19 protein-coding genes, 1 pseudogene and 1 riboswitch are annotated in these 22,513 nt (G+C 74.2%); of the genes and pseudogenes, 10 read left to right on the forward strand and 10 right to left on the reverse strand.

All coding sequences use genetic code 11. The features are described 5' to 3' along the window. Positions 1–56: 56 nt before the first annotated feature. A riboswitch (cobalamin riboswitch) is annotated at positions 57–133 on the reverse strand. 101 nt (positions 134–234) lie between these two features. From cobG to AC07F0_RS24270, 3 genes are read left to right on the forward strand one after another with little or no spacing between them, the layout of a single operon-like run. Further along, the gene (cobG, locus tag AC07F0_RS24260; RefSeq protein ID WP_478981871.1) at positions 235–1,521 is read left to right on the forward strand and encodes a precorrin-3B synthase; all 1,287 of its coding nucleotides are present in this window, start codon (positions 235–237) and stop codon (positions 1,519–1,521) included. Then, complete coding sequence (locus tag AC07F0_RS24265; protein WP_478981789.1) at positions 1,518–2,192, forward strand: precorrin-8X methylmutase; 675 nt, start codon at positions 1,518–1,520, stop codon at positions 2,190–2,192. The genes cobG and AC07F0_RS24265 overlap by 4 nt, the downstream gene beginning before the upstream one ends. After that, positions 2,189–3,697, forward strand: coding sequence for a precorrin-2 C(20)-methyltransferase (locus AC07F0_RS24270; protein WP_478981791.1), 1,509 nt, complete (start codon positions 2,189–2,191; stop codon positions 3,695–3,697). Before AC07F0_RS24265 ends, AC07F0_RS24270 begins: the two co-directional genes overlap by 4 nt. Before the next feature lie 322 nt (positions 3,698–4,019). Here the strand turns inward: AC07F0_RS24270 and AC07F0_RS24275 are convergent, their stop codons facing one another. Further along, positions 4,020–4,784 carry a cobalt-precorrin-6A reductase gene (locus AC07F0_RS24275; protein WP_478981793.1) on the reverse strand — a complete coding sequence of 255 codons (765 nt, stop codon included), beginning with the start codon at positions 4,782–4,784 and terminating at the stop codon, positions 4,020–4,022. Positions 4,785–4,802: 18 nt separating this feature from the next. Here AC07F0_RS24275 and AC07F0_RS24280 point away from each other — a divergent pair, with 18 nt between their 5' ends. Continuing rightward, complete coding sequence (locus tag AC07F0_RS24280) at positions 4,803–5,921, forward strand: cobalt-precorrin-5B (C(1))-methyltransferase (protein ID WP_478981794.1); 1,119 nt, start codon at positions 4,803–4,805, stop codon at positions 5,919–5,921. A gap of 28 nt (positions 5,922–5,949) precedes the next feature. On the opposite strand, the gene cobM is transcribed toward AC07F0_RS24280, so the two are convergent. The 5 genes and pseudogenes from cobM to AC07F0_RS24305 form a co-directional block, all read right to left on the reverse strand. After that, positions 5,950–6,699, reverse strand: a complete 750-nt coding sequence (gene cobM / locus AC07F0_RS24285) for a precorrin-4 C(11)-methyltransferase (RefSeq protein WP_184990154.1) — start codon at positions 6,697–6,699, stop codon at positions 5,950–5,952. Next, positions 6,696–7,958: a precorrin-6y C5,15-methyltransferase (decarboxylating) subunit CbiE gene (gene cbiE / locus AC07F0_RS24290; protein WP_478981796.1), complete on the reverse strand. Its 1,263-nt coding sequence runs from the start codon at positions 7,956–7,958 to the stop codon at positions 6,696–6,698. The genes cobM and cbiE overlap by 4 nt, the downstream gene beginning before the upstream one ends. 141 nt (positions 7,959–8,099) lie before the next feature. After that, on the reverse strand, positions 8,100–8,486 hold the full coding sequence (locus tag AC07F0_RS24295) for a (2Fe-2S) ferredoxin domain-containing protein (RefSeq protein WP_478981798.1): 387 nt from the start codon (positions 8,484–8,486) through the stop codon (positions 8,100–8,102). 193 nt (positions 8,487–8,679) lie between these two features. Further along, positions 8,680–9,096: pseudogene (locus tag AC07F0_RS24300) on the reverse strand (Rieske 2Fe-2S domain-containing protein); the annotation flags it as partial. Positions 9,097–9,198: 102 nt separating this feature from the next. Next, positions 9,199–10,764 carry an IucA/IucC family protein gene (locus AC07F0_RS24305; RefSeq protein WP_478981873.1) on the reverse strand — a complete coding sequence of 522 codons (1,566 nt, stop codon included), beginning with the start codon at positions 10,762–10,764 and terminating at the stop codon, positions 9,199–9,201. A gap of 127 nt (positions 10,765–10,891) precedes the next feature. Between AC07F0_RS24305 and AC07F0_RS24310 the strand changes: the two genes are divergently transcribed. Genes AC07F0_RS24310 through AC07F0_RS24320 form a run of 3 tightly spaced genes read left to right on the forward strand, consistent with a single transcriptional unit; the run spans position 10,892 to position 14,497 of the window. Next, positions 10,892–12,388 carry an IucA/IucC family protein gene (locus AC07F0_RS24310; protein ID WP_478981800.1) on the forward strand — a complete coding sequence of 499 codons (1,497 nt, stop codon included), beginning with the start codon at positions 10,892–10,894 and terminating at the stop codon, positions 12,386–12,388. A 43-nt stretch (positions 12,389–12,431) separates the two neighbouring features. After that, the gene (locus tag AC07F0_RS24315) at positions 12,432–13,706 is read left to right on the forward strand and encodes a VWA domain-containing protein (RefSeq protein WP_478981802.1); all 1,275 of its coding nucleotides are present in this window, start codon (positions 12,432–12,434) and stop codon (positions 13,704–13,706) included. Next, positions 13,706–14,497, forward strand: coding sequence for a hypothetical protein (locus AC07F0_RS24320; RefSeq protein ID WP_478981804.1), 792 nt, complete (start codon positions 13,706–13,708; stop codon positions 14,495–14,497). Before AC07F0_RS24315 ends, AC07F0_RS24320 begins: the two co-directional genes overlap by 1 nt. A 36-nt stretch (positions 14,498–14,533) precedes the next feature. Here AC07F0_RS24320 and AC07F0_RS24325 read toward each other — a convergent pair whose 3' ends face one another. Beyond that, a complete protein-coding gene (locus AC07F0_RS24325; RefSeq protein ID WP_478981806.1) occupies positions 14,534–15,160 on the reverse strand; it encodes a winged helix-turn-helix transcriptional regulator in 627 nt (208 codons plus the stop codon). Positions 15,161–15,246: 86 nt separating this feature from the next. Here AC07F0_RS24325 and AC07F0_RS24330 point away from each other — a divergent pair, with 86 nt between their 5' ends. The 3 genes from AC07F0_RS24330 (at position 15,247) to AC07F0_RS24340 (ending at position 17,657) form a co-directional block, all read left to right on the forward strand. Beyond that, positions 15,247–16,455, forward strand: a complete 1,209-nt coding sequence (locus tag AC07F0_RS24330) for a pyridoxal phosphate-dependent aminotransferase (RefSeq protein ID WP_478981808.1) — start codon at positions 15,247–15,249, stop codon at positions 16,453–16,455. A gap of 85 nt (positions 16,456–16,540) precedes the next feature. Beyond that, positions 16,541–17,170, forward strand: coding sequence for a hypothetical protein (locus AC07F0_RS24335; protein WP_478981810.1), 630 nt, complete (start codon positions 16,541–16,543; stop codon positions 17,168–17,170). A 64-nt stretch (positions 17,171–17,234) separates the two neighbouring features. Further along, positions 17,235–17,657, forward strand: a complete 423-nt coding sequence (locus tag AC07F0_RS24340; protein ID WP_478981812.1) for an acyl-CoA thioesterase — start codon at positions 17,235–17,237, stop codon at positions 17,655–17,657. Here the strand turns inward: AC07F0_RS24340 and AC07F0_RS24345 are convergent. The 3 genes from AC07F0_RS24345 to AC07F0_RS24355 form a co-directional block, all read right to left on the reverse strand. Next, positions 17,654–19,321, reverse strand: a complete 1,668-nt coding sequence (locus AC07F0_RS24345; protein WP_478981814.1) for a serine/threonine-protein kinase — start codon at positions 19,319–19,321, stop codon at positions 17,654–17,656. The genes AC07F0_RS24340 and AC07F0_RS24345 overlap by 4 nt on opposite strands. A gap of 94 nt (positions 19,322–19,415) precedes the next feature. Then, entirely contained in the window at positions 19,416–20,804 is a 1,389-nt protein-coding gene (locus AC07F0_RS24350) for a nucleobase:cation symporter-2 family protein (RefSeq protein ID WP_478981816.1), read from the reverse strand. A gap of 221 nt (positions 20,805–21,025) precedes the next feature. Next, on the reverse strand, positions 21,026–22,405 hold the full coding sequence (locus AC07F0_RS24355) for an 8-oxoguanine deaminase (RefSeq protein WP_478981818.1): 1,380 nt from the start codon (positions 22,403–22,405) through the stop codon (positions 21,026–21,028). Positions 22,406–22,513: the final 108 nt, after the last annotated feature.

The raw sequence follows: 22,513 nt of genomic DNA on the forward strand, positions 1-22,513 counted from the left end.
GCGTCGGCTGGCCTTCCTCGGGGTGTCCGCGCCCCGGGCGGGTGGTGGGACGGCGGGAGTTCCTGGCTCGCCCGGCCCGTGGGGGCCGGGCTCACAGTGGCGGGACCGCGCCGGATTCGCACCGGGCTTCCTCCCCTGTCGCCGTCGTGGCGTCGGCGGACCGGATGATCCACCGAGGAGCATAGTAAGGGGCGGGGGAAAAGGGCGGGGCATACACCGGGTGTGATGGTAGGTATGCTCGCCGCCATGTCCACGCCTGCCCTCCGTTCATCGCCCCAGGCCACAGCGGTCTCCCGGGACCGCGGTGACGCCTGCCCGGGGACGCTGCGGCTGCACATGGCGGACGACGGCGCGCTGGCCCGTGTCCGGGTGCCCGGCGGGGTCCTGACCGTGCGTCAGGCGGATGCGCTCGCCGACGCGGCAGAGCGGCTGGGCGACGGTGACCTGCATCTGACCTCGCGCGGCAACGTGCAGCTGCGGGGTCTGGACGACGGCTGCGGCGGGGACTTGGCCGGGCTGCTGGACGCCGCCGGGCTGCTGCCCTCGCGCGGGCACGAGCGGGCGCGCAACATCGTGGCCTCGCCGCTGTCCGGTCTCGACGGGCGCGGGGCGCTGGACGTACGGCCCTGGCTGACGGCCCTCGACACGGCGCTGTGCGCGAGCGAGGCGGCGCAGGCCCTGTCGGGGCGTTTCCTGTTCGCGCTCGACGACGGGCGCGGGGACGTGGCCGGGCTCGATGCCGATGTGACGGTACGGGCGACGGCGGACGGCGGGGCGCACCTCGCCCTCGGAGCGGCCGGAGAGGCGTTGGCTGTCCCAGTCGAGGAGGCGGCGCGGGCCGCGCTGCTGGCGGCGGAGACGTTCCTGGAGGCGGCGCGGGCGAGCGGGGCACGGGTCTGGCGCGTGGATGAACTCGCACTTGCCGAAGGCGAGTTGCTCGACGCGGTCGGCCGGCGGCTGACGGCCGGAGGCATCCGCCACGCGCCGCGGAGCCGGGAGACCGGCCGCACGGACGGACCGCCCCCGGGAGTGGTCGGTGACGCCCTCTCCGTGCACGTCCCTCTGGGACGGCTCCCGGCGGACCAGTGGCGGGAACTGACGCGCGTCGCCGCCGGTGAGCTGCGTCTGACGCCGTGGCGCGGTGTGGTTCTTCCCACACGGGTCGGCCACGCGGACGAGTCCCTCGCCCGCCTCGCCGCCACCGGCCTCGTCACCGACCCCCACTCCCCCTGGCTGCGCGTCGGCGCCTGCATCGGCAGGCCCGGATGCGCCAAGTCGCGGGCCGACGTGCGGACCGACGCGGCCGGATCCCTCGGCGCGCTCGGCCCGCACGGCCTGCCCCTGTACTGGTCCGGCTGCGAACGCCGCTGCGGACACCCCCGGGGCGACCGCGTCGACGTGGTCGCCGCCCCGGACGGCGGCTACCGGCTCTCCACCGCCGTACGCGGCGAGGAACCCCGGACCGCCACGATGAACGACCCCGCCCGACTCGCCGCCGCCCTGGCGGAGATCACCTCATGACCACCTGCACGACGACCGAGAGCAGCGAGAAGACCACCGTGACCACGTACGACTACGAGAAGGACGGCGCGGCCATCTACCGCCAGTCCTTCGCCACCATCCGCGCGGAGGCGGACCTCGCGGCCCTGCCCGCCGACGTCAGCCAGGTCGCGGTCCGGATGATCCACGCCTGCGGGATGGTCGACCTCGTACGGGACCTGGCCTACACGCCGGCCGTGGTCGCCCGGGCCCGTGCGGCCCTGCGCGCGGGCGCGCCCATCTTCACCGACGTGCAGATGGTGGCCAGCGGGGTGACGCGCAAGCGGCTGCCCGCGGGCAACGAGGTGCTCTGCACGCTCTCCGACCCGTCCGTGCCGGAGCTGGCCGCGAAGCTGGGCACCACGCGCAGCGCCGCCGCGCTGGAACTGTGGCGGGAGAGGCTGGAGGGCTCGCTGGTGGCCGTCGGCAACGCGCCGACCGCGCTGTTCCGGCTGCTGGAGATGATCGAGGAGGGGGCTCCGCGCCCGGCCGCCGTGATCGGTGTGCCGGTGGGCTTCGTCGGGGCCGCCGAGTCCAAGGACGCCCTGGCCGCGCATCCGTCCGGTCTCGAGCACCTGGTCGTGCGCGGCCGTCGCGGGGGCAGCGCCATCGCCGCCGCCGCGCTCAACGCGATCGCGAGTGAGGAAGAGTGAGCGCCGAGCAGTCCACAGCGGGGCGGCTGTACGGGGTCGGGCTCGGCCCGGGTGACCCGTCCTTGATGACCGTACGGGCCGTGGAGGTCATCGCCGAGGCGGACGTGATCGCCTACCACAGTGCCCGGCACGGCCGGTCGATCGCCCGCTCGATCGCGGCGAAGCACATCCGCGCCGACCACATCGAGGAGCGGCTGGTCTACCCGGTCACGACCGAGACCACCGACCATCCCGGCGGCTACCAGGGCGCGATCGAGGAGTTCTACGCCGAGGCGTCGGCCCGGCTCGCCGCGCACCTGGACGCGGGGCGGACGGTCGCGGTCCTCGCCGAGGGCGATCCGCTCTTCTACGGCTCGTACATGCACATGCACAAGCGGCTCGCCGACCGCTACGACACCGAGGTGATCCCCGGCGTCACGTCGGTGTCCGCCGCCGCGGCGCGGCTGGGCACGCCGCTCGCCGAGGGCGAGGAGGTGCTGACGATCCTGCCGGGCACCCTGCCCGAGGAGGAGCTGACCGCACGGCTGGCCTCGACCGACGCGGCCGTGGTGATGAAGCTGGGGCGGACCTTCACCAAGGTGCGCAGTGCGCTGCAGGATTCGGGGCGGCTGGGTGACGCCCGGTACGTCGAGCGGGCCACCATGGCCGGGGAGCGGCTGGCCGAACTGGCCGACGTGGACGCGGAGTCGGTGCCTTACTTCTCGGTGGCCGTGCTGCCCAGCCGGGTCGACGCCGAACGGCCGGAGAACCCGGAGCGGGGCGAGGTCGTCGTGGTCGGGACCGGGCCGGCCGGTCCGCTGTGGCTGACGCCCGAGACCCGGGGTGCGCTGGCCGCCGCCGACGACCTGGTCGGCTACACGACCTACCTCGACCGGGTACCGCGGCGCCCCGGGCAGGTCCGGCACGGCTCGGACAACCGGGTCGAGTCGGAACGCGCCGAGTTCGCCCTCGACCTGGCCCGGCGCGGGCGGCGGGTCGCGGTCGTCTCCGGCGGCGACCCGGGCGTCTTCGCCATGGCGACGGCCGTCCTGGAGGTCGCGTCCCAGGAGGAGTACGCGGACGTCCCGGTGCGGGTCCTGCCGGGCGTGACCGCCGCCAACGCGGCAGCGGCCCGGGCGGGCGCCCCGCTCGGCCACGACTACGCCGCGATTTCCCTCTCCGACCGGCTCAAGCCCTGGGAGGTCATCGCCGAGCGGCTGCACGCGGCGGCCTCGGCGGATCTGGTTCTCGCCCTGTACAACCCCGGCTCGCGCAGCCGCACCTGGCAGGTGGGCAAGGCCCGCGAGCTGCTGCTGGAACACCGGGCACCGGACACCCCGGTCGTGGTGGCACGGGACGTGGGCGGCACCGGCGAACGGGTCCGGATCGTCCGGCTGGCCGACCTGGACCCGGCCGAGGTCGACATGCGCACGATCCTGCTGGTCGGCTCCTCCCAGACCCGGGCCGTCCGGCGCGGGGACGGCGAGGAGACCGTGTGGACGCCGCGCAGGTATCCGGAGGCGTGAGACGCCACGGGGCCGGGCGCGCGCCGGGCCGGGAGATCCCTCGCCGCCCACCCGGAGACCGGGGAGCAAGCCCGGACACGGACACAGGCGAGGCCGCGCACCGGGCAACCGCGGCCGGGCCGGGGCGCCCCGGGGCCGGGCCGGTTCCCACTCGGTGGCCGGGACTTGCGCTCGCGGCACCGCCCCCGGGCCGGCGTCCGCCTGCTCGGGGACCCGGAGAACAGGCCCACCCGGGCACGGACACGACGCGGGGCCGCGCACCGGGCGGCCCCGGCCGGACCGGGGCGCCTGTGCGCCGGATCGGATCCCGGTCAGGCCGGATTCAACCGGTCGCCGGGAAGCCGCGTCCGTGGGACCACTCCCCGATCCAACGGGCCGCCTCCTCCGGGCCGGGTACGACCGGGACGCCCTCGGGGGCCGGGGGCCGGCGGATCACGACGACCGGCAGTCCGGCCTCCCGGGCCGCCGTCAGCTTCGGAGCGGTGGCCGCTCCCCCGCTGTCCTTGGTCACCACGACCTCGATACGGTGCCGGCGCAGCAGTTCGCGCTCGCCGTCGAGCGTGAACGGGCCGCGGTCGAGCAGCACCTCCATGCGGGCCGGGTGCGGAGCCTCGGGCGCGTCCACGGACCGTACGAGGAACCACAGGTCGTCCAGCGCGGCGAACGCGGCCAGGCCCATGCGCCCGGTCGTGAGGAACACGCGCCGGCCGAGCGCGGGCAGGAGCCGCGCGGCCTCCTCCAGGGAGCCGGCGTCGTGCCAGTCGTCACCCGCGACGGGGACCCAGCCGGGGCGCCGCAGGGCCAGCAGGGGAACATGGGCGGTGGCGGCGGCCCGCGCCGCGTGGAAACTGATCGTCCCGGCGAAAGGGTGGGTGGCGTCGATGAGCACGTCCACCCGGTGCTCGCGCAGCCACGCGGTCAGCCCCTCCACCCCGCCGAAGCCGCCGATCCGGACCTCGCCCGGAGGCAGGCGGGGGCTGGCCACCCGCCCGGCGAGGGAACTGGTCAGGGTCAGGCCGGGCGTGCCGTGGAGAAGTTCGGCGACACGGCGGGCCTCCGTGGTGCCGCCGAGGATCAGTACGTGCATGGAAGTCCAGGTCCGTTCATGAGCAGCGAAGTGAAGGGCGGCCGCAGGGCCCAGCTGGAGCACACCGGCCTGCGGCCCGGCTGGACCACCGGCGCCTGTGCGACGGCGGCCACGACAGCGGCGTACACCGCCCTGCTGACCGGCGAGTTTCCCGACCCCGTGACCATCACCCTGCCGAAGGGGCAGACACCGTCGTTCGCGCTGGCCGTCGAGGAACTGGGCGACGGGCACGCGATGGCGGGGGTCGTGAAGGACGCCGGGGACGACCCGGACGTCACCCACGGCGCGCTGGTCCGGGTCACGGTACGACGGCTGCCCGCCGGGGCCGGTGTGGTGTTCAGGGCAGGCCCCGGGGTCGGTACCGTCACCCGCCCCGGCCTGCCCCTGCCCGTCGGCGAACCCGCCGTCAACCCGGTCCCCCGGCAGATGATGCGCGACCATGTCGCCGAGGTCGCAGCCCGGCACGGCGGACCGGGCGACGTCGAGATCACCGTCTCCGTCGACCACGGCGAGGAGATCGCCCGCTCGACCTGGAACCCCCGGCTCGGCATCCTGGGCGGCCTGTCCGTCCTGGGCACGACCGGCATCGTCGTCCCGTACTCCTGCTCGGCGTGGATCGACTCCATCCGGCGGGGCGTGGACGTCGCGCGGGCGGCGGGGCGTACGCATGTCGCCGGGTGCACCGGGTCGACGTCGGAGAAGACGGTCGTGGCCGAGTACGGGCTGCCCGAGGACGCCCTGCTCGACATGGGCGACTTCGCGGGCGCCGTGCTGAAGTACATCCGCCGCCACCCCGTCGACCGCCTGACGGTCTGCGGCGGCTTCGCCAAGCTCTCCAAGCTCGCCGCCGGGCACCTCGACCTGCACTCGGCCCGCTCCCAGGTCGACAAGGGCTTCCTCGCCGAACTGGCCCGGCGCGGCGGCGCGGACGAGGCGCTGGCCGCACAGGTGGCGGACGCCAACACCGGGCTCGCCGCGCTCCAGTCGTGCCTGGCCGTCGGGGTGCCGCTCGGCGACCTGGTCGCCACGACCGCCCGCGACGAGGCCCTGGCCGTGCTGCGCGGGGCGCCGGTCGTGGTCGACGTCATCTGCATCGACCGGGCGGGGACGGTGGTCGGGCGCAGCGCGCCGGCCTGACGGCGGGGGCGGTACACGTTCGCCGCTGTCAGCACACGTGGCGTTCCCGCTCCGGCGAGTACAGGTGGCTGTCCCGGAACTGCTCCGCCCCGAGCGTCCGCCCCACCATGATCACGGCCGTGCGCAGCACACCGGCCTCCTTCGTCTTCCCCGCGATCTCGTCGAGGGTGCCGCGGATGATCAGCTCGTCCGGGCGGGAGGCGTAGGCGACGACCGCGGCGGGGCAGTCGGCGCCGTAGTGCGGGAGGAGTTCGGCGACCACGCGGTCCACGTACTTGGCGGCCAGGTGCAGCACGATCAGCGCGCCGCTGCGGCCGAGGGTCGCCAGGTCCTCGCCCTCGGGCATGGCGGTGGCCCGGTTGGCGACCCGGGTGAGGATCACGGTCTGGCCGACCGTCGGTACGGTCAGCTCCCGCTTCAGGGAAGCGGCCGCGGCGGCGAAGGCGGGGACGCCCGGGACCACCTCGTACGGCACACCGGCCGCGTCCAGCCGCCGCATCTGCTCGGCGACCGCGCTGAACACGGCGGGGTCCCCGGAGTGCAGCCGGGCCACGTCGTGCCCCTCCTCGTGGGCGCGCAGCAACTCGGCGGTGATCTGGTCCAGGTCGAGCTGCGCGGTGTCCACCAGCCGGGCATCCGGCGGGCATTCGGCGAGCAGTTCCCGCGGGACCAGGCTGCCCGCGTACAGACAGACCCGGCAGGCGGCGAGCGTGCGGGCGCCGCGCACCGTGATCAGGTCGGCGGCGCCGGGTCCGGCACCGATGAAGTACACGGTCATCTGTCTGCTCCTGAAGAGGTGTCGGGCGTTTTCCGTACGGCCCACTGGGTCACGGGCATCGCCTGCCGCCACCCGGTGAAGCCTCCCACCGGCACGGCGTGTGCCACGGCGAGCCGCACCAGTTCGCCGCCGTGGCGCCGGTGGGCGTCGGCGAGCAGCGCCTCGGACTCCAGCGTCACGGTGTTGGCGACCAGCCGCCCGCCGCCGGGCAGCGCCTCCCAGCAGGCGTCGAGGAGGCCGGGCGCGGTGAGCCCGCCGCCGACGAACACGGCGTGGGGGGGCGGGAGTTCGGCGAGGACGGCGGGCGCGGCGCCGGTGACGACCCGCAGTCCGGGCACGCCGAGCCGGTCGGCGTTGCGGCTGATCCGTTCGGCGCGCGCCGGGTCCCGCTCCACGGTGACCGCGCGGCACGAGGGGTGGGTGCGCATCCACTCGATGGCGATCGAGCCGGAGCCGCCGCCGATGTCCCAGAGCAGCTCGCCGGGGGCGGGGGCGAGCACGCCGAGCGTGGCGGCGCGGACGTGCCGCTTGGTGAGCTGACCGTCGTGCTCGTACGCCTCGTCCGGGAGCCCGGGCACGGCGCCGAGCCGCAGGGCGCCCGGGGCGCGGCGGCACTCCACGGCCACGATGTTGAGCGGATCGCCGGGCGGCTGGGCGGCGGGCCAGTCGGCGGCGGTGGAGGCGGCGGTCACGCGTTCCCGGTCGCCGCCGAGCTGTTCGAGGACGCGCATCCGGCTGGGCCCGAAGCCCCGGTCCCGCAGCAGGGCGGCGACCTCGCCGGGCGTGCCGGCGTCCGCGCTGAGGACGAGGAGCCGCCGGTTGTCGTGCAGGGCGGCGGCCAGGCGGGCGGCGGGCCGGCCGACGAGGGTGACGACCTCCACGTCCTCCAGCGGCCAGCCGAGCCGGGCGGCGGCGTAGGAGACGGAGGAGGGGTGCGGCAGGACGCGCAGGGCGCCGGTCTCCTCGGCGAGGGCGCGGCCGATGCCGTAGAACATGGGGTCCCCGCTGGCCAGTACGGCGATCCGGCGCCCGGCGTGCGCGGCGAGCAGGCCGGGGACGGCGGGCCGCAGCGGCGAGGGCCAGGCCACGCGCTGCCCGGCGCACTCCGGCGGCAGCAGATCCAGCTGGCGGGGTCCGCCGATGACGACCTCGGCGTCGCGCAGTGCGGTGCGTGAGGTGTCGGGCAGTCCGGCCCAGCCGTCGGCCCCGAGCCCGACGACGGTCACGGCGGCGGTCGGTGCGGGGGGTTCGGGGGTCACTGCGCGGTACCTCGGGGCTCGGGGGCAACAGAGGCGCACTCTACTGGGCGCTGACCAGCACACCTCTGCTCGGGGGCACCTGCCCTCGCCCGGCGCGGTGACCGTCCCGGCCCCGTCCCGCGCGAGGCGGCTCCTCCCGGGTCATGGGGAGTCGGGGCGCCGTCGCGCGCGGGGACTGAAGACGTACAGGTCGAGGATGCCGGGCCGCGGGGCCACGCCCGGGCCGCCCTCGCGGACCCAGGAGACGACGTCCTCGGTCGCGGCCGGGTCGTTGACCAGCCCGAGCCACACCGGGCGGGCGCCGGCGGCCCGGCCCTCGGCCGACGGCTGGACGACGACGACGTTGGCCTGGTCGCAGACGTCGAGACACGCGGAGATCCGCACCGGCCCCGCCGCGCGCAGCCGCTCGGTCTGGGCCGCGTGATCGACACCGGTCAGCTTGCCGCTGCCACAACAGCAGTCCCGGCACACGACGATGCGGCAGGGTGCCGGACCGGTCACCGCTGCGTCCAGGGGATCGTCGCTCACACCGGCTTCCTCGTCGCTCCGCCCTCGCCTTGCCGCTGATCATCATTTCATGGGGCCGTCGGACCGGATCGCGGGTGGGGTTCGGATACCGTGCGGGGAGTCCTGCGAGGGGTGGGGAGGCGGCGTGGGGTCGGGGAGACGGCAGGCGCCGGGGAGCGTGGTGTGGCTGCTGATGGGGCTCGCGACGCTCGTCGTCGCAGGCCGTACGCCTCGCGCACGGGGTAGCCGCGCACACCGCGGGGCGGCCGGCGGTCGCCCTTGGCCAGGTACGGGATCTGGGAGATGCGGCCGTCGCCGCGATAGGCCCAGGCGTGGTAGCGGCAGCGGAGTGTCTCGCCCTCCACGACGCCCATGCTCAACGGCATCTGCCGGTGACGCACCGGTCCTCCAGCGCGTGCACGTCGCCGCTCTTTCCCCGGAACGGGGCGATCCGCTCACCCGCGAACGTGGCCGCCAGCACCCGCTCGGCGCGCACCCGCCGGGACAGGGCGACCGGATACCAGTGGTCCGGGTGCGCGCCCACCCTCCGCAGATCGGCCTTGGCGGGATCCGGGTCGGTGTGCTCCGAGGGCTCGGAGGCGAGGGCGGTGGCCCTGTCGGTCTCGGTCATACCTCTCCTCGCAGGGGGACACGGCACGGACAGCCACCCTCCCCCTGACCGCGGCCCCGCGCCGGTGCCCTGCCGGAGGGTCCGGACGGGTGACCGGCTCGCTCAGGCGCCGCGCAGCGGGTTGGGCAACGGCAGGTAGCGCGCGTCCGCACCGTTCGCGCCGGTCCAGCGGAGGAGCAGGTTCGTCTTGCCGGGGAGAGTGGGTGAGGCCAGCAGGGCGGGGATCTCGGGGACGTCGTGGTGGGCGAGTTCGCGGCGGGCCGCGGGCCAGGGGTCGAAGCCCGGGTGGCGTTCCGCGAGGGCGCCGGCGATCTCGCTGAGGTGGTTGACGACGAGGCAGTACACGAGCCGTTCCCAGCCGGCCTCCCGCCCCACGTCCGGCAGCAGTTTGACACCCTCGGCGTCCCGGTACAGCGCCTGCACGGGCATGCCGCCGGCGTCCACGGCCACCAGGGTGTTCTGCAGGTGCGCCTCGATGACGACACCGTGCCGGGCGAAGGCCGTCAGGGCCGGGGGCACCACCCGCGCCAGGTACGCAGCCCACCAGGCCCCGGGGTCGGCGGCCCCGTCGAGCGGGCTGCCGTCGAAGCCCTCGACGAGACCGGCGGCGAGCAGCGGCGTCGCGCCGGGCAGGAGACGGCCGCCGAAACCGTCCCGGACGAGGACGGCCAAGGCCTCGAAGGCGAAGTCGGCGGTACGGTACCCGCGGTCGCTCAGCCAGGCCGGGGGGCCTTCGAACGTGTCGAGGGCGGCGCGCACGGCCGTGTCGGTGCGGCGCAGGGCGAGCAGGTCGTGCCGCCACAGCCGGCGGATGTCGTTGGTGATGCGCACGTCCAGGCTGAACTTCAGGAAGAGGTCGTGCCCGGGCGCGTAGAGCGTGCGGATCGCGGCCGTCGGCCAGGTGCCGGGGGCGGTCGTGCCGAGCCGGACGAGTCTGCCGTCCGCGAAGGCGTCGGCGAGTTCGGGGCCGGCCAGGTCGAGCTGCCAGGGGTGCGCGGGCAGCAGCCGGTAGCCGGGCGGGGCCGTGCCGAGGGCGTCGAGGGCCGAGGTGTCGCCCTCCTCGACGACGGTGTCCTCGCGCAGCCCGAGCAGGGTCAGCGGGAAGCGGGCGTACGCCTCGGGCGCGTAGGGCAGCCAGCCGGCGGCGGGGCCGCCGCCGCGCGCCTTCGGGGCCGGGTGGTGGGTGTGGCCGGTGAGGAGGCACTGCTCGGAGCGCCGATAGGGGTCGTCGGGCGGGATCGCCCGGGCACGGGCGGCCAGCAGCGCGGCCACGGCGTCCCGGCTGTCGATCATCTCGGCGGGCAGTTCGTGGTTGGACAGCCCGGTGTGCCGGCGCAGTTCCTCGGCGACGAGTTTGACCAGTTCGGTGTGGCCGATACGGTGCCATCCGCCGGCCGTGCGGACCTCGGGCCAGGCGGGCCGCCGCGTGCCGCGCACCCGCAGCAGGCGGTCCACGCCGGGCAGATGGTGGACCCGGTGCTCGCCCGTCTCGCTCACCGGCCGCGCCACCTCCCGCAGCAGGCAGTTCAGCAGCGGCACGGCGGCGTACGCGTCGGCCCGTTCGGCGAGGCCCCCGGTGACCGGGTCGCCCTGGGCGGGGACACCGTGTGCGGCGTCACCATGGGCACAGTCACCGTGGGCGGAGTCGTCGCCGTCGGGCGGGGGCATGAGGTCCACGCTTCCACTCGTTCCCTGCGGTCCTTGAAGGATTTCCGGACTTCCGGGCGGAGATGATCAGTATGCGTGCCGTCGTCATCCCGCCGTGACGCCCTATTCGTACCCGAGGAGCCCGCCCGTGCACCGTTCCCCCACCGCCGAGGCCGAGGTCGCCGACGAACTGGCCGTCGTGCGGCCCGGTCTCCTGCCGCGGTACGAGGCCGAATTGCCCGGTGCCCGGGCGGCCGTGCTGTCCCGTCTGTGGCGCGGTCTCGCCCACGACCCGCTGCCCTGGGTCGTCCGCCGCGAGCAGGGCCGGGACGGGCTGACCCTGCACCTGTCCGGCGGCCGCCGGCTGCACGGCCCGCGGCCGGATCCGTACGCGACCGGCGCGTACGTCACCGTCCTGCGACTCGACGAGGCGGAGTACGACGATCCGGCCCGGCTGATGACGGACCTCGCCGTACCGCACTCCGCGTCCTTCGCCGCCGAACTCGCGCACAGCGTCGCCTCGTTGGCGCTGTCGAGAGCGGGACAGGAGGGGCGCGCCACGGACGGGTGGCCGCGGAGCGACTGGGAGTGGGAGCAGGTGATCGTCGACGGTCATCCGTTCCACCCCACATGCCGGTCCCGGCCCGGTTTCTCGGTGGCGGAGCAGCTCGCCTACGGGCCCGAGCACCGGCCGCTGGTGGAGCTGGGGCTGGTGACGGTGCGGGCGGAGGAGTGCCTGGTGACGGGGGCGTGGCCGCGGGAGCTGCGGGACGGGGAGCGGGTGGTGCTGCCGGTGCATCCGTGGCAGGCGGCGCATGTGCTGAAGCGGGTGTGCGAGGAGCGGCGCGCCGGGCATCCCCTGATGGCGCTGCGCACGCTCGCGCTGCCCGGCGGGCCGCACGTCAAGACCTCGCTCAGCGCCCGGCTGACGTCCTCGGTGCGGGACATCTCGCTGGCCTCGGTCGCCGCGTCCGGGGTGCTGTCGGACTTCGCCGGGACGCCGGCGGCGCACACCGGCGGTCTGCTGCACATGACCCGCACCCTGGGCGCGGCGGCGGCCGGCTCCCCCGACTTCGCGGCCGTCCTGCGGGAGCCGCCGGAGACGTACGCGAGGCCCGGCGAACGGGTCCTGCCGGTGGCGGCACTCGCCACGACCGAACTCCCCCGCTCCCCCGCCTGGCTGGCCGGCTTCGCGCGCCTCGCCCTCACCGTCGGTCTGCGGCTGCTGGAGCTGGGCGTGGCCCTGGAGGCGCACGGCCAGAACCTCCTGGTGGTCCTCTCGCCGGAGGGCAATCCGCTGCGGCTGGTCTACCGCGACCTGGCCGACATCCGCGTCAGCCCGGCCCGTCTGGCCCGGCACGGCATCACGGTGCCCCACCTGCCCGCCCGCATGGTCACGGACGACGAACGGGCGCTGCGGCGCAAGCTGTTCGGCTCGCTGGTGGCGGGCGCCCTGGCCGGCACGGCGGGGTCGGGGGCGGCGCTCACGCAGGCGCTGGAGACGGCCGTGCGGGATGTGCCCCGCACCCCGGACCTCGCGGCGCTGCGCACGGAGCCCCTGCCCACGAAGGCGCTGACGCTGATGCGGCTCTCGCCGCAGACGCCCGGCGACCAGTGGGCGGACCTGCCCAATCCCCTTGCCTGAGCCCGTTTTGGAGCACGGCACCCCGGATCAATAAGATCCGCCGATGATCACAAGAAAACGGCTGGCGGCGGGCGTCTGTGCCCTGCTCGCCGCGCTGACGGCCGGGCTCGCCTTCCCGGCCGGAGCGGCAGCCGGTGAACCCACCGGCCAGGACGCCCCCAAGGTCGACCTCGTCCTCGATGTCAGCGGCTCGATGCGGGCCCGCGACATCGACGGACAGTCGCGGATGGCCGCCGCGAAGCAAGCGTTCAACGAGGTGCTCGACGCGACACCGGAAGAGGTCGAGCTCGGCATCCGCACCCTCGGCGCGAACTACCCGGGCGACGACCGGAAGACGGGCTGCAAGGACACCGCGCAGCTCTACCCGGTCGGCCCGCTGGACCGCACCGAGGCCAAGACGGCCGTCGCCACGCTCAGCCCGACCGGCTGGACGCCGATCGGGCCGGCCCTGCTGAAGGCGGCCGACGACCTGGACGGCGGTGACGGCTCCAAGCGCATCGTGCTGATCAGCGACGGCGAGGACACCTGCGCCCCGCTCGACCCGTGCGAGGTGGCCCGCGAGATCGCCGCCAAGGGCATCGGCCTGACCATCGACACGCTGGGCCTGGTGCCGACCGCCAAGCTGAGCCGGCAGCTGAGCTGCATCGCCGAGGCCACCGGCGGCACGTACACCTCGGTGGAGCACCAGGACGAACTCACCGACCGGGTCAACCAGTTGGTGGACCGGGCGGCCGATCCGGTGGTGACGCCGGTGCCGGTCGAGGGCACTGCCGCGTGCACCGGGGCACCGGCGCTGAAGTCGGGGCTGTACACGGACCGGGAGGAGTTCGGGCAGCAGCGCTGGTACCGGGTGGACGTGCTGCCGGGCCAGGAGCTGCGGGCCTCGGTGAGCGTGGCGGCCGACCGTGCCGTGAACCCCGGCTACGGGGTGCTGCTGCGGGCGGTCACGACGCACGGCCGGGAGATCGTGCGCGGTGAGGCGGCGGGCAACGGCCGTACGGATGTGATCTCGGCGGGGCTGCGATACCCCGAGCCCGAGCGTGACGACGCCGACGGTGACAAGCCGGCCGCAAAGACCGTGTGCCTGGCGGTCACCCACTCCTTCTCGCCGGCCTCCGGGGTGAAGACCACGCCCGGCCTGCCGCTGGAACTGACGGTCGACGTCGTGGACGGCCCGAGCCAGGCCGGTGACGTGGCCTCGTTCGGCCTCGGCCGCGGCTGGTGGCTGCTCGGCGCGCTGATTCTCACCGGCTTCCTCGCCGGTCTCGTCTGGGGCTGGCTGTCGCGCTGGCGGGTCGCGGTCTGGAGGACCAACTGATGCGAGCGATACGTGCGTTGAGCGCTGCGCTGCTGACTCTCGGGCTGACGGCCGGGCCGGCCGCGGCCGACGCCTCGCCGAGTCCGTCGCGGGATTCCTCGGCGGCACCCACCCGGGCGGGCACCTCCTTCCGTACGGCCACGGAGTTCGAGCAGGGGCAGCGGGCCACGGCGAGCGGCTCCACGGGTGACTACCTGTACTGGTCGTTCCCCGCCGACACCGGGCAGCGCCCCACGGTCAGGGCGACGGTGAAGCTGCCGGACACCCACGCCGCGCAGACCTGGCAGATCGACGTGTACGACGGCCTGCGCCGCCGCCAGGCCTGCCAGTACGGGGCCCAGACCCGCACCGCGGCGGCGGACACGCCCTCCGTGGAGCTGGCCTGTGTGCTGCGCACGGTCCGCGCCTGGTCGGAGCCGTGGGCGAACGACCCGCTGCCCGGCACGTATTACATCCGGCTGACGGCGACCGGCGTCCCCACCACCGACCTGGGCCTCCCGGTCGACACCGAGGTCCGGGCCGACTCCAAGGACATCGGCGGTTCGGCGGCGGTGGACGGCTCGCTGTCCGAGCCCCTGATGCCGGGCATCGCGACGAAGCCCGAGGAGAAGCAGGAGAAAGCGGCGGCCCTGGCCGGCCTCGAACCGGAGGACGGCTGGGCGTCCGGCTGGTGGTCGGACCGGTGGGTGTGGACGGCGGTGGGCGGCGTACTGGCCGCGCTGGCGGGGATCGCCGGGTACGCGCTGACACGCGGTGCGGGACGGCCCGTGCGGGTGCCACCGAGCTCCTGACACCCATCAGAAGGCCCGTGTCACACGGGCCTTCTTTCATGCCTCGCGCAGTGCCTTCGCGAGCGTGCCCTCGCCGGTCACCTCGACCCGGCCCTCCCGCACGGCCCGGGCCAGGCTCAGCTCCCCACGGCTGAGCGCCGTGCACGTGCCGGTGTCCAGGACCAGCCGGGCGTCCGGCTCTCCAGGGGCGGGCCCGTCGCCGTACACGGGCCCCTCCTCGGCACCGGCACGCAGGTGGAACTGCCCCTCCTCCAGGCGGACTTCGACGAGTCCCTCCCCGTCCAGCAGGCGCAGCAGGGGCAGGGCGAACCAGTGCGCCCGCACCGCGTCCGTCGGCCGCCGCTCCCCGAGCTCCGCCCGGCCCCACTCCCCCAGCGCCTGGAGCACGGGAAGCAGCTCCCGCCCCCGGGCGGTGAGTTCGTAGACGAAGGCCGCCCCGGGCGGGGGCAGCCGGCGGCGGGTCGCGAGGCCGTCGCGCTCCATGTCCTTCAGCCGCGAGGCGAGTACGTCCGTGCTGACGCCGGGCAGGTCCGCGTGCAGGTCGGTGTAGCGGCGGGGACCGGCGAGGAGCTCCCGGACGATCAGGAGGGTCCAGCGGTCGCCGACGACATCGAGGGCGCGGGCGGCGGAACAGTACTGGTCGTAGCTGCGGCGAGGTGGCATGCGACGCAGTCTAGACAAGTTGTTGGACTTTCCAAGCTGCTACTTGGTAAAACCAAGCAACACCAGTCGGCGAGGGGAAGCAGCGCATGGAGTTCCGGCAGTCGAGCAAGCTGAGCGAGGTCTGTTACGAGATCCGCGGCCCGGTGATAGAGCACGCCAACGCGCTGGAGGAGGCCGGTCACAGCGTGCTGCGCCTGAACACCGGCAACCCCGCCCTCTTCGGATTCGAGGCGCCGGACGAGATCCTCCAGGACATGATCCGGATGCTGCCGCAGGCGCACGGCTACACCGACTCGCGCGGCGTCCTCTCCGCCCGCCGCGCGGTCGCCCAGCGCTACCAGACACTGGGCCTGGAGGTCGGCGTCGACGACGTCTTCCTCGGCAACGGCGTCTCCGAACTGGTGTCGATGGCGGTCCAGGCGCTGCTGGAGGACGGCGACGAGATCCTCATCCCCGCCCCGGACTTCCCCCTGTGGACGGCCGTGACGACCCTCGCGGGCGGCAAGGCGGTCCACTACCTCTGCGACGAGCAGACCGACTGGTACCCGGACCTGGACGACATGGCGTCGAAGATCACGGACCGTACGAAGGCCGTGGTCATCATCAACCCCAACAACCCCACCGGCGCGGTCTACCCGAAGGAGATCGTCGAGGGCATCCTCGACCTCGCCCGGCGGCACGGCCTGATGGTGTTCGCCGACGAGATCTACGACCAGATCCTCTACGACGACGCCGTGCACCACTCGGCCGCCGCGCTCGCCCCCGACCTGGTGGTGCTCACCTTCTGCGGCCTGTCGAAGACGTACCGCGTGGCGGGCTTCCGCTCCGGCTGGCTGGTGGTGACGGGCCCGAGGCAGCACGCCAAGGACTACCTGGAGGGCCTCACCATGCTGGCCTCGATGCGGCTGTGCGCCAACGCGCCCGCCCAGTACGCCATCCAGGCCGCGCTCGGCGGGCGGCAGTCCATCCGCGACCTCACCCAGCCGGGCGGCCGGCTGCGCGAACAGCGCGACGTGGCCTGGGAGAAGCTGAACGAGATTCCCGGCGTGACGTGCGTGAAGCCGAAGGGGGCGCTGTACGCGTTCCCGCGTCTCGACCCCAAGGTGCACAAGATCCACGACGACGAGAAGTTCGTCCTGGACCTGCTGCTGCGGGAGAAGATCCAGGTGGTCCAGGGCACCGGCTTCAACTGGCCCACGCCCGACCACTTCCGCATTCTGACTCTCCCGTACGCCGACGATCTGGAGGCGGCGATCGGGCGGATCGGGCGGTTCCTCGGCGGGTACCGGCAGTAGGCGCGATTGTCAGTGGCGGGTCGTAGCCTTCCAGCAGGTGGGGCGTGTGCCCCGGGGGCTGTCCCGTGCCGGAGAGGAGCGTGCCGTGACCCGACCGCCGACCGCCGCGCAGCGGCGGGTCATCGACGCCGCCGACCCGGTGACCGGCCGGCTGCGGGGTACGGAGGCGCAGCTCGCGGCGCTGGTGAAGCGGGGGCTCGCCTTCCGGCACCCGCGGCCGCCGCACGATCACTTTCTGACGCCGGAGGGCCACCGGGTACGGCAGGGCGTCACGCAGGTGCACGAGCCCGCCACCGAGGCCCCCGCCACCGCCGGTGTGTTCGCCGCGCGCGTCGGCGGGGAGGAGGCGGCTCCCAAGAGCGGGCCCGCGCGGCGCCGCGAGGTGCACAGCGCCTGGCAGGGGCTGCTGGAGCTGCGCCGGATGACCAACCCGGACGGCGCGGTGGAGCGGCCGTGCGGCTGGGAGCGTACGCATCTCGTACAGGCCGCCGCCCTCGCGCTGGAGGCGGCCGGACACCACCCGGCCGGGCAGGGCGACGGGGGCTACCGGGTGCGGGAGACCCCGCAGCCGGAGGCCGTCGCCGTGTACGAGCCGGACGGCGAGGCGCTGCGGACCTGCGCGGCCACTCTGGAAGGGGCAGGCTGGCAGGTGAGCGAGCACCGCGAGCCGCGCACGGGGACCCGCTATCTGCTGGCCTCGCCCCGCCGGGCGTGATGAGCATGCCAAGATCAGTGAATCGTTGCGTACGCCACGCGTGCCCGGTGTGAGAAGGGAAGCCATGAGCGAGCCGTTTTCCGTCCCGGTGACCGTCCGCGGTTACGAGACCGACGTGCAGGGTCATCTCAACCAGAGCGTGTACCTGAACTACGCGGAACACGCCCGCTGGTCGTTACTGCGGGCCGCGGGGATCAGCCAGTCCGCCCTCGTCGGCAGCGGTGTGGGCCCGGTCGCCCTGGAGACGACCATCCGCTACAAGCGCGAACTGCTCGCGGGCGACGAAGTCGAGGTGACCTGCGCCTTCGCCTGGGGCGACGGCAAGACCTTCCGCATCGAGCAGACGGTCCGCAAGGCGGACGGCACGGTGGCGGCCGAGATCACGGCAGTCGGCGGCCTGCTAGACCTGAAGGCCCGCAAGCTGGTCCCGGACCCCCGGGAGCACTTCAGGAAGCTGGCGTCGGACCCGGGCCCGTTCGGGCTCTAGGCCGCCTTCTTCCAGACGGTCATGTCCACCGTGAGGAAGGCGAGTTCCCGCAGCGCCGTCGACTTCGTCTGGACCACGAGCAGGGCGATGTCCCCGGAGGAGTGCTTGACGCAGATCTGGCTGCCGGCCGCCACCGAGGCCAGCGTCCAGCGCCGGCGGTCGGCAGCGCCGAGCAGGAGCCGGCACTCGTCGAGGGAAACCGCCTCGTCGGTGAACATCTGGACGAACACGCTGGTGTCGCTCTCCAGCTCGCAGCTCGGGTTCTCACAGTTGAGGCGGATGTCTCCCTCGCGGTCCTCGCGCCAGAGCGGCTTCTCGAAGCTGAGCGAGGTCTTCGCGTTCAGCAGCAGTGGCGCCTGCGTGATGACCTGCGGTGACTTGGACGCGGCCGGGGACGGACGGGACGCTTCCGGAGTGCCGCCGCCCGCCTCCGCTCCTGACGCGGCCCCGGAACCCGAGCGCGCCCCCGTCGACGACTCCGGCGCGGCCGACCCTCCGGACTTCTCCGGGCCGGGCGTCGACGGTGCGCCCGCCACCCAGTCCCGGAATCTGTTCCCCGCGTCGGCGACCGTCCAGGCCAGGCCGGTCAGCACCAGCGCCCCCGCCGTCACGGCCCCGGTCGTGATCAGGGCGGTGCGCCGTCTGCGCGCCCGTCTCTCCTCCGGTCCCGGCGGTTGTGTCTGCGGCTGCGTGACGACCAGCGGCTGCCTCTGCACCCGCGTCGGGTCGAGGGCCGGGGAGACCCAGGTGGCGTCGAGGTCCGCCGGGGAGGGGACCGGCACCTCCGGCCCCATGACGTCCCGCCAGACGGCCGGGCCCGCGCCCGCCTCGGCGTCCGCGCCCAGCCCCTGCCGGCACCACTCGACGATCTCCGCAAGACCGGCCCGGTCCTCCGGGGCGGCGGCCAGGCACCGGGCGATCAGCGGACGGAGCTGCTCGGGCAGCACGGACAGATCGGGTTGGTCGTGCACGATCCGGTACAGCACCCCGACCGCGGAGCCGTCCCCGTACAGCGGCCGGCCCAGCGCCGCGAAGGCAGCCGTCTGCCCCAGCGCGAAGACGTCGGTCGCCGCCGTGACCTCGCCGCCGGACGCCTGCTCGGGAGCCATGAAGTGAGGAGTGCCGACGGTGGCGCCCGTGGCGGTGTGCGAGGTGAAGTCGGAGGCCAGCGAGATGCCGAAGTCGATCACCCGCGGCCCGTCGGCGGCCAGCAGCACGTTCGACGGCTTGAGGTCCCGGTGCACGATGCCCGCCCCGTGGATGGCCTGCAGCGCCTCGGCCACCCCCGCCATCAGCCACAGCACCGCGGGCGCGGGCAGTGGTCCGCGCCGGGCGACGGCATCCGTCAGGGACGGTCCGGGCACGTACAGCGTGGCCGCCCAGGGCGGTGTGCCGTCCGCGTCGGCGTCGATCAGCTCGGCCGTGTACGCGCCCCGGACCCGCCGGGCCGCCTCGACCTCCCGGCGGAACCGCCGCCGGAAGGCCGGGTCGTCGGCCAGCTCCGGCCGCACCACCTTGATCGCCACCGGCCGGCCGCCCTGCGTGTGCGACAGGTAGACCCGGCCCATGCCCCCCGCGCCGAGCCGGGCGGCCAGGCGGTATCCGGCCACCACGGGCGGATCGTCCGCCTGCAACGGCTGGAACACGTCGGTCGCGTGGTTCATCGGTCCGTCTCCCCCTCGTCCCCTGTCCCCCCGGTCAACGGTGAGTTGACCGAGGCAGAAGCCTAAGCGGAGTTCGGAGCTCTTTTCGCCGATCTCACGGTGCTGCCGGGGCAGGGGGGACGCCCGTGATGTCCTCGCCCGCCTCCATCGGGTGGGTCACGTCGTGGGCGTCCCGGTCGCGCGGGCCCAGGTGGTTGAAGACCAGGTTCAGCAGGACCGCCGCGACGCAGCCCGTCGAGATGCCCGAGTCCAGGACGATCCGCGCCGTCTCCGGGAAGGCGTGGTAGAACTCCGGCGCCGTGATCGGGATGATGCCGACGGCCAGTGAGACGGCCACGATCAGGACGTTGTCGTCCTTCTCCAGGCCGGCCCGGACCAGGGTCTGGATGCCGCTGGCGGCGACCGAGCCGAACAGGACCACGCCCGCCCCGCCGAGCACCGGTCGCGGTACGACGGCGATCAGCGAAGCGGCCATCGGGCACAGGCCCATCAGCACCAGGAACCCGCCTCCGGCGGCGACGACGTAGCGGCTGCGGATCTTCGTCATCGCGACGAGGCCGATGTTCTGCGCGAAGGCGCTGCACATGAAGCCGTTGAAGAGCGGGCTGATCGCCGAGCCGAGGGTGTCGGCGCGCAGGCCGGCCGCGATGGTCTTCTCGTCGGCCGGGCGGTCGACGATCTCACCCAGCGCCAGCATGTCGGCGGTCGACTCGGTCATCGACACCACCATCACCACGCACAGGGAGAGGATCGCGGCGAGCTGGAACTGCGGGGCGCCGAAGTGGAAGGGCGTGGGGAAGCCGATGACCGCTGCGTCCGCGACCGGGCCGAAGTCCGTGGCGCCGAACGGAATCGCGATGAGCGTGCCCGCGACCAGGCCGAGCAGCACGGCGATCTGCTTGACGAAGCCCCGGGTGAAGCGCCGCAGCAGCAGGACGACGACGAGGGTGCCGGTGGCGAGCCCCAGGTTGGTCGCCGATCCGTAGTCGTGTGCCGCCGGGTCGGGGCCCTGGGCCCAGCCGAAGGCCACCGGGAGCAGGGAGATGCCGATCAGGGTGATGACGGTGCCCGTCACCACCGGCGGGAAGAAGCGGACCGCCTTGCAGAAGACGGGGGCGGCCAGGAAGCCGAGGAGTCCGGCGACGATGACCGCGCCGAAGATGACCGGCAGGGCGTCGGACTTGTCCTCGGTGGAGGCGACGATCGCGGTCATCGGGGCGACACCGGCGAAGGTGACGCCGTTGACGAACGGCAGCCGGGCGCCGATCTTCCAGGCGCCGATGGTCTGCAGGAACGTGGCGAGGCCCGCGGTGAACAGACAGGCGCCGGTGAGGAAGGTCAGGTCGGTGGCGGTCAGGCCGATGGCCGCGCCGACGATCAGGGGTGGGGCGACGACTCCGGCGTACATGGCGGCCACATGCTGCAGGCCGGTCGTCGCCATCTTGAGCGCGGGGAGTTTTTCGTCAACGGGGTGGTCGGCCACGGCGGCTTCCCTCCGGTCGGTTACACGGCTGCGCCGGACGACGGCCGTGGGTGTCAAGGAGGTGGTGCGGGTGGTCGTGCGGGACCGGACATGCGGGACGGGGGTGGCCGTTCCGGGGCGCACGCGTGCACGCGCGCCCCGGAGACGACCGCCGTGGACCCCGCTCGGGTCCGCGGCCACCGGCCGGGAGCCGTCCCTCCCGGCCGGAGTCATCCGGGTGGTCAGCCCTGGGCGGCGATCCTCGCCAGCCGCCGGGCCTCGTCGCGCGTGGCGCGGGCGATCGCGTCCTCGTCGGCCGTGAGCAGCCGCCCGTCCTCGACGATCTGCCGGCCGCCCACGAAGGAGGCGGTGACCGGGGCCGCCGCGCCGAAGACCAGGGCGGTCACCGGGTCGGCGATGGAGGCGTGGGCGAGCGTGTCCAGCTTCCACAGCACGAGGTCGGCGAGCTTGCCCGGTTCCAGGGAGCCGGTCTCCGCCGCCCGGCCCAGCACCTGGGCGCCGCCGTACGTGCCGAGGCGCAGCGCCTGGCGGGCGTTGAGGGCGGCCTCCTTGTGCGCGCCGAGGCGGTTGATGAGGAGGGCGTTGCGCAGCTCGGTGTGGAGTTCGCCGGACTCGTTGGAGGCGGTGCCGTCGACGCCGAGGCCGACCGGGACGCCGGCCGCGAGCATGTCGGGGACGCGGGCGATACCGGCGGCGAGGCGGGCGTTGGACGACGGGCAGTGCGCGACGCCGGTCCTCGTGCGGGCGAAGGCGGCGATGTCGGAGTCGTTCATGTGGACGCAGTGCGCCATCCACACGTCCTCGCCGAGCCAGCCGGTGGACTCGAAGTAGTCGGTCGGGCCCATGCCGAACAGTTCGTGGCAGAACTTCTCCTCCTCCACGGTCTCCGAACCGTGGGTGTGGAGCCGCACCCCGAGGCGGCGGGCGAGCTGGGCGCCGTCGCGCAGCAGTTCGGTGGAGACGGAGAAGGGCGAGCAGGGCGCGACCGCGACCTGGGTCATCGCGTCGAAGGAGGAGTCGTGGTGCTGCCGCACGGTCTCCTCGGTGGCGGCCAGCGCGCCGTCGAGGGTCTCGACGGCGAAGTCCGGGGGCAGGCCGCCGTCCTTCTCGCTGCGGTCCATGGAGCCGCGGGCGAGGGTGAAGCGGACACCCATGTCGCGGGCGGCGCCGATGATCGCACCGGACAGGTCGCCGGAGCCGTGCGGGAAGACGTAGTGGTGGTCCATGGCCGTGGTGACGCCGCCGCGGGCCATCATCGCGAGCGAGCCCTGGGCCGCCGCGCGGACCATCGGCTCGTCGATGCGCGCCCAGACCGGGTACAGCGCGACCAGCCAGTCGAACAGGTTGTGGTCCGTGGCCAGACCACGGGTGATCCACTGGTAGAAGTGGTGGTGCGTGTTGATCAGCCCGGGGGTGACGAGGTGACCGGAGGCGTCGATACGGCGTACGACGTTCTCCAGGCCCTCGGGGGCCTTGCCCGCGCCGACCGACTCGATGCGGTTGCCGGCGAGGACGAGGTGCCCGGAGGCGTACTCGGTGTCGTCGGCGTCGACGGTCGCGATCGCACAGTTCTCGATGACGATGCGCCGGGCTGCTGCCATGGTTCGTCCTTTGCGCTGGGGTGGAGGGCACGGCAGGACCCTGGGAGTTTGAGTGCCGTGGCCGAGGAGAAGGGTTCCCCGGCCACGGGTGCCGAAAGAGGGAACGTC

The sequence above is a fragment of the Streptomyces sp. NPDC045955 genome (genome assembly GCF_056430805.1).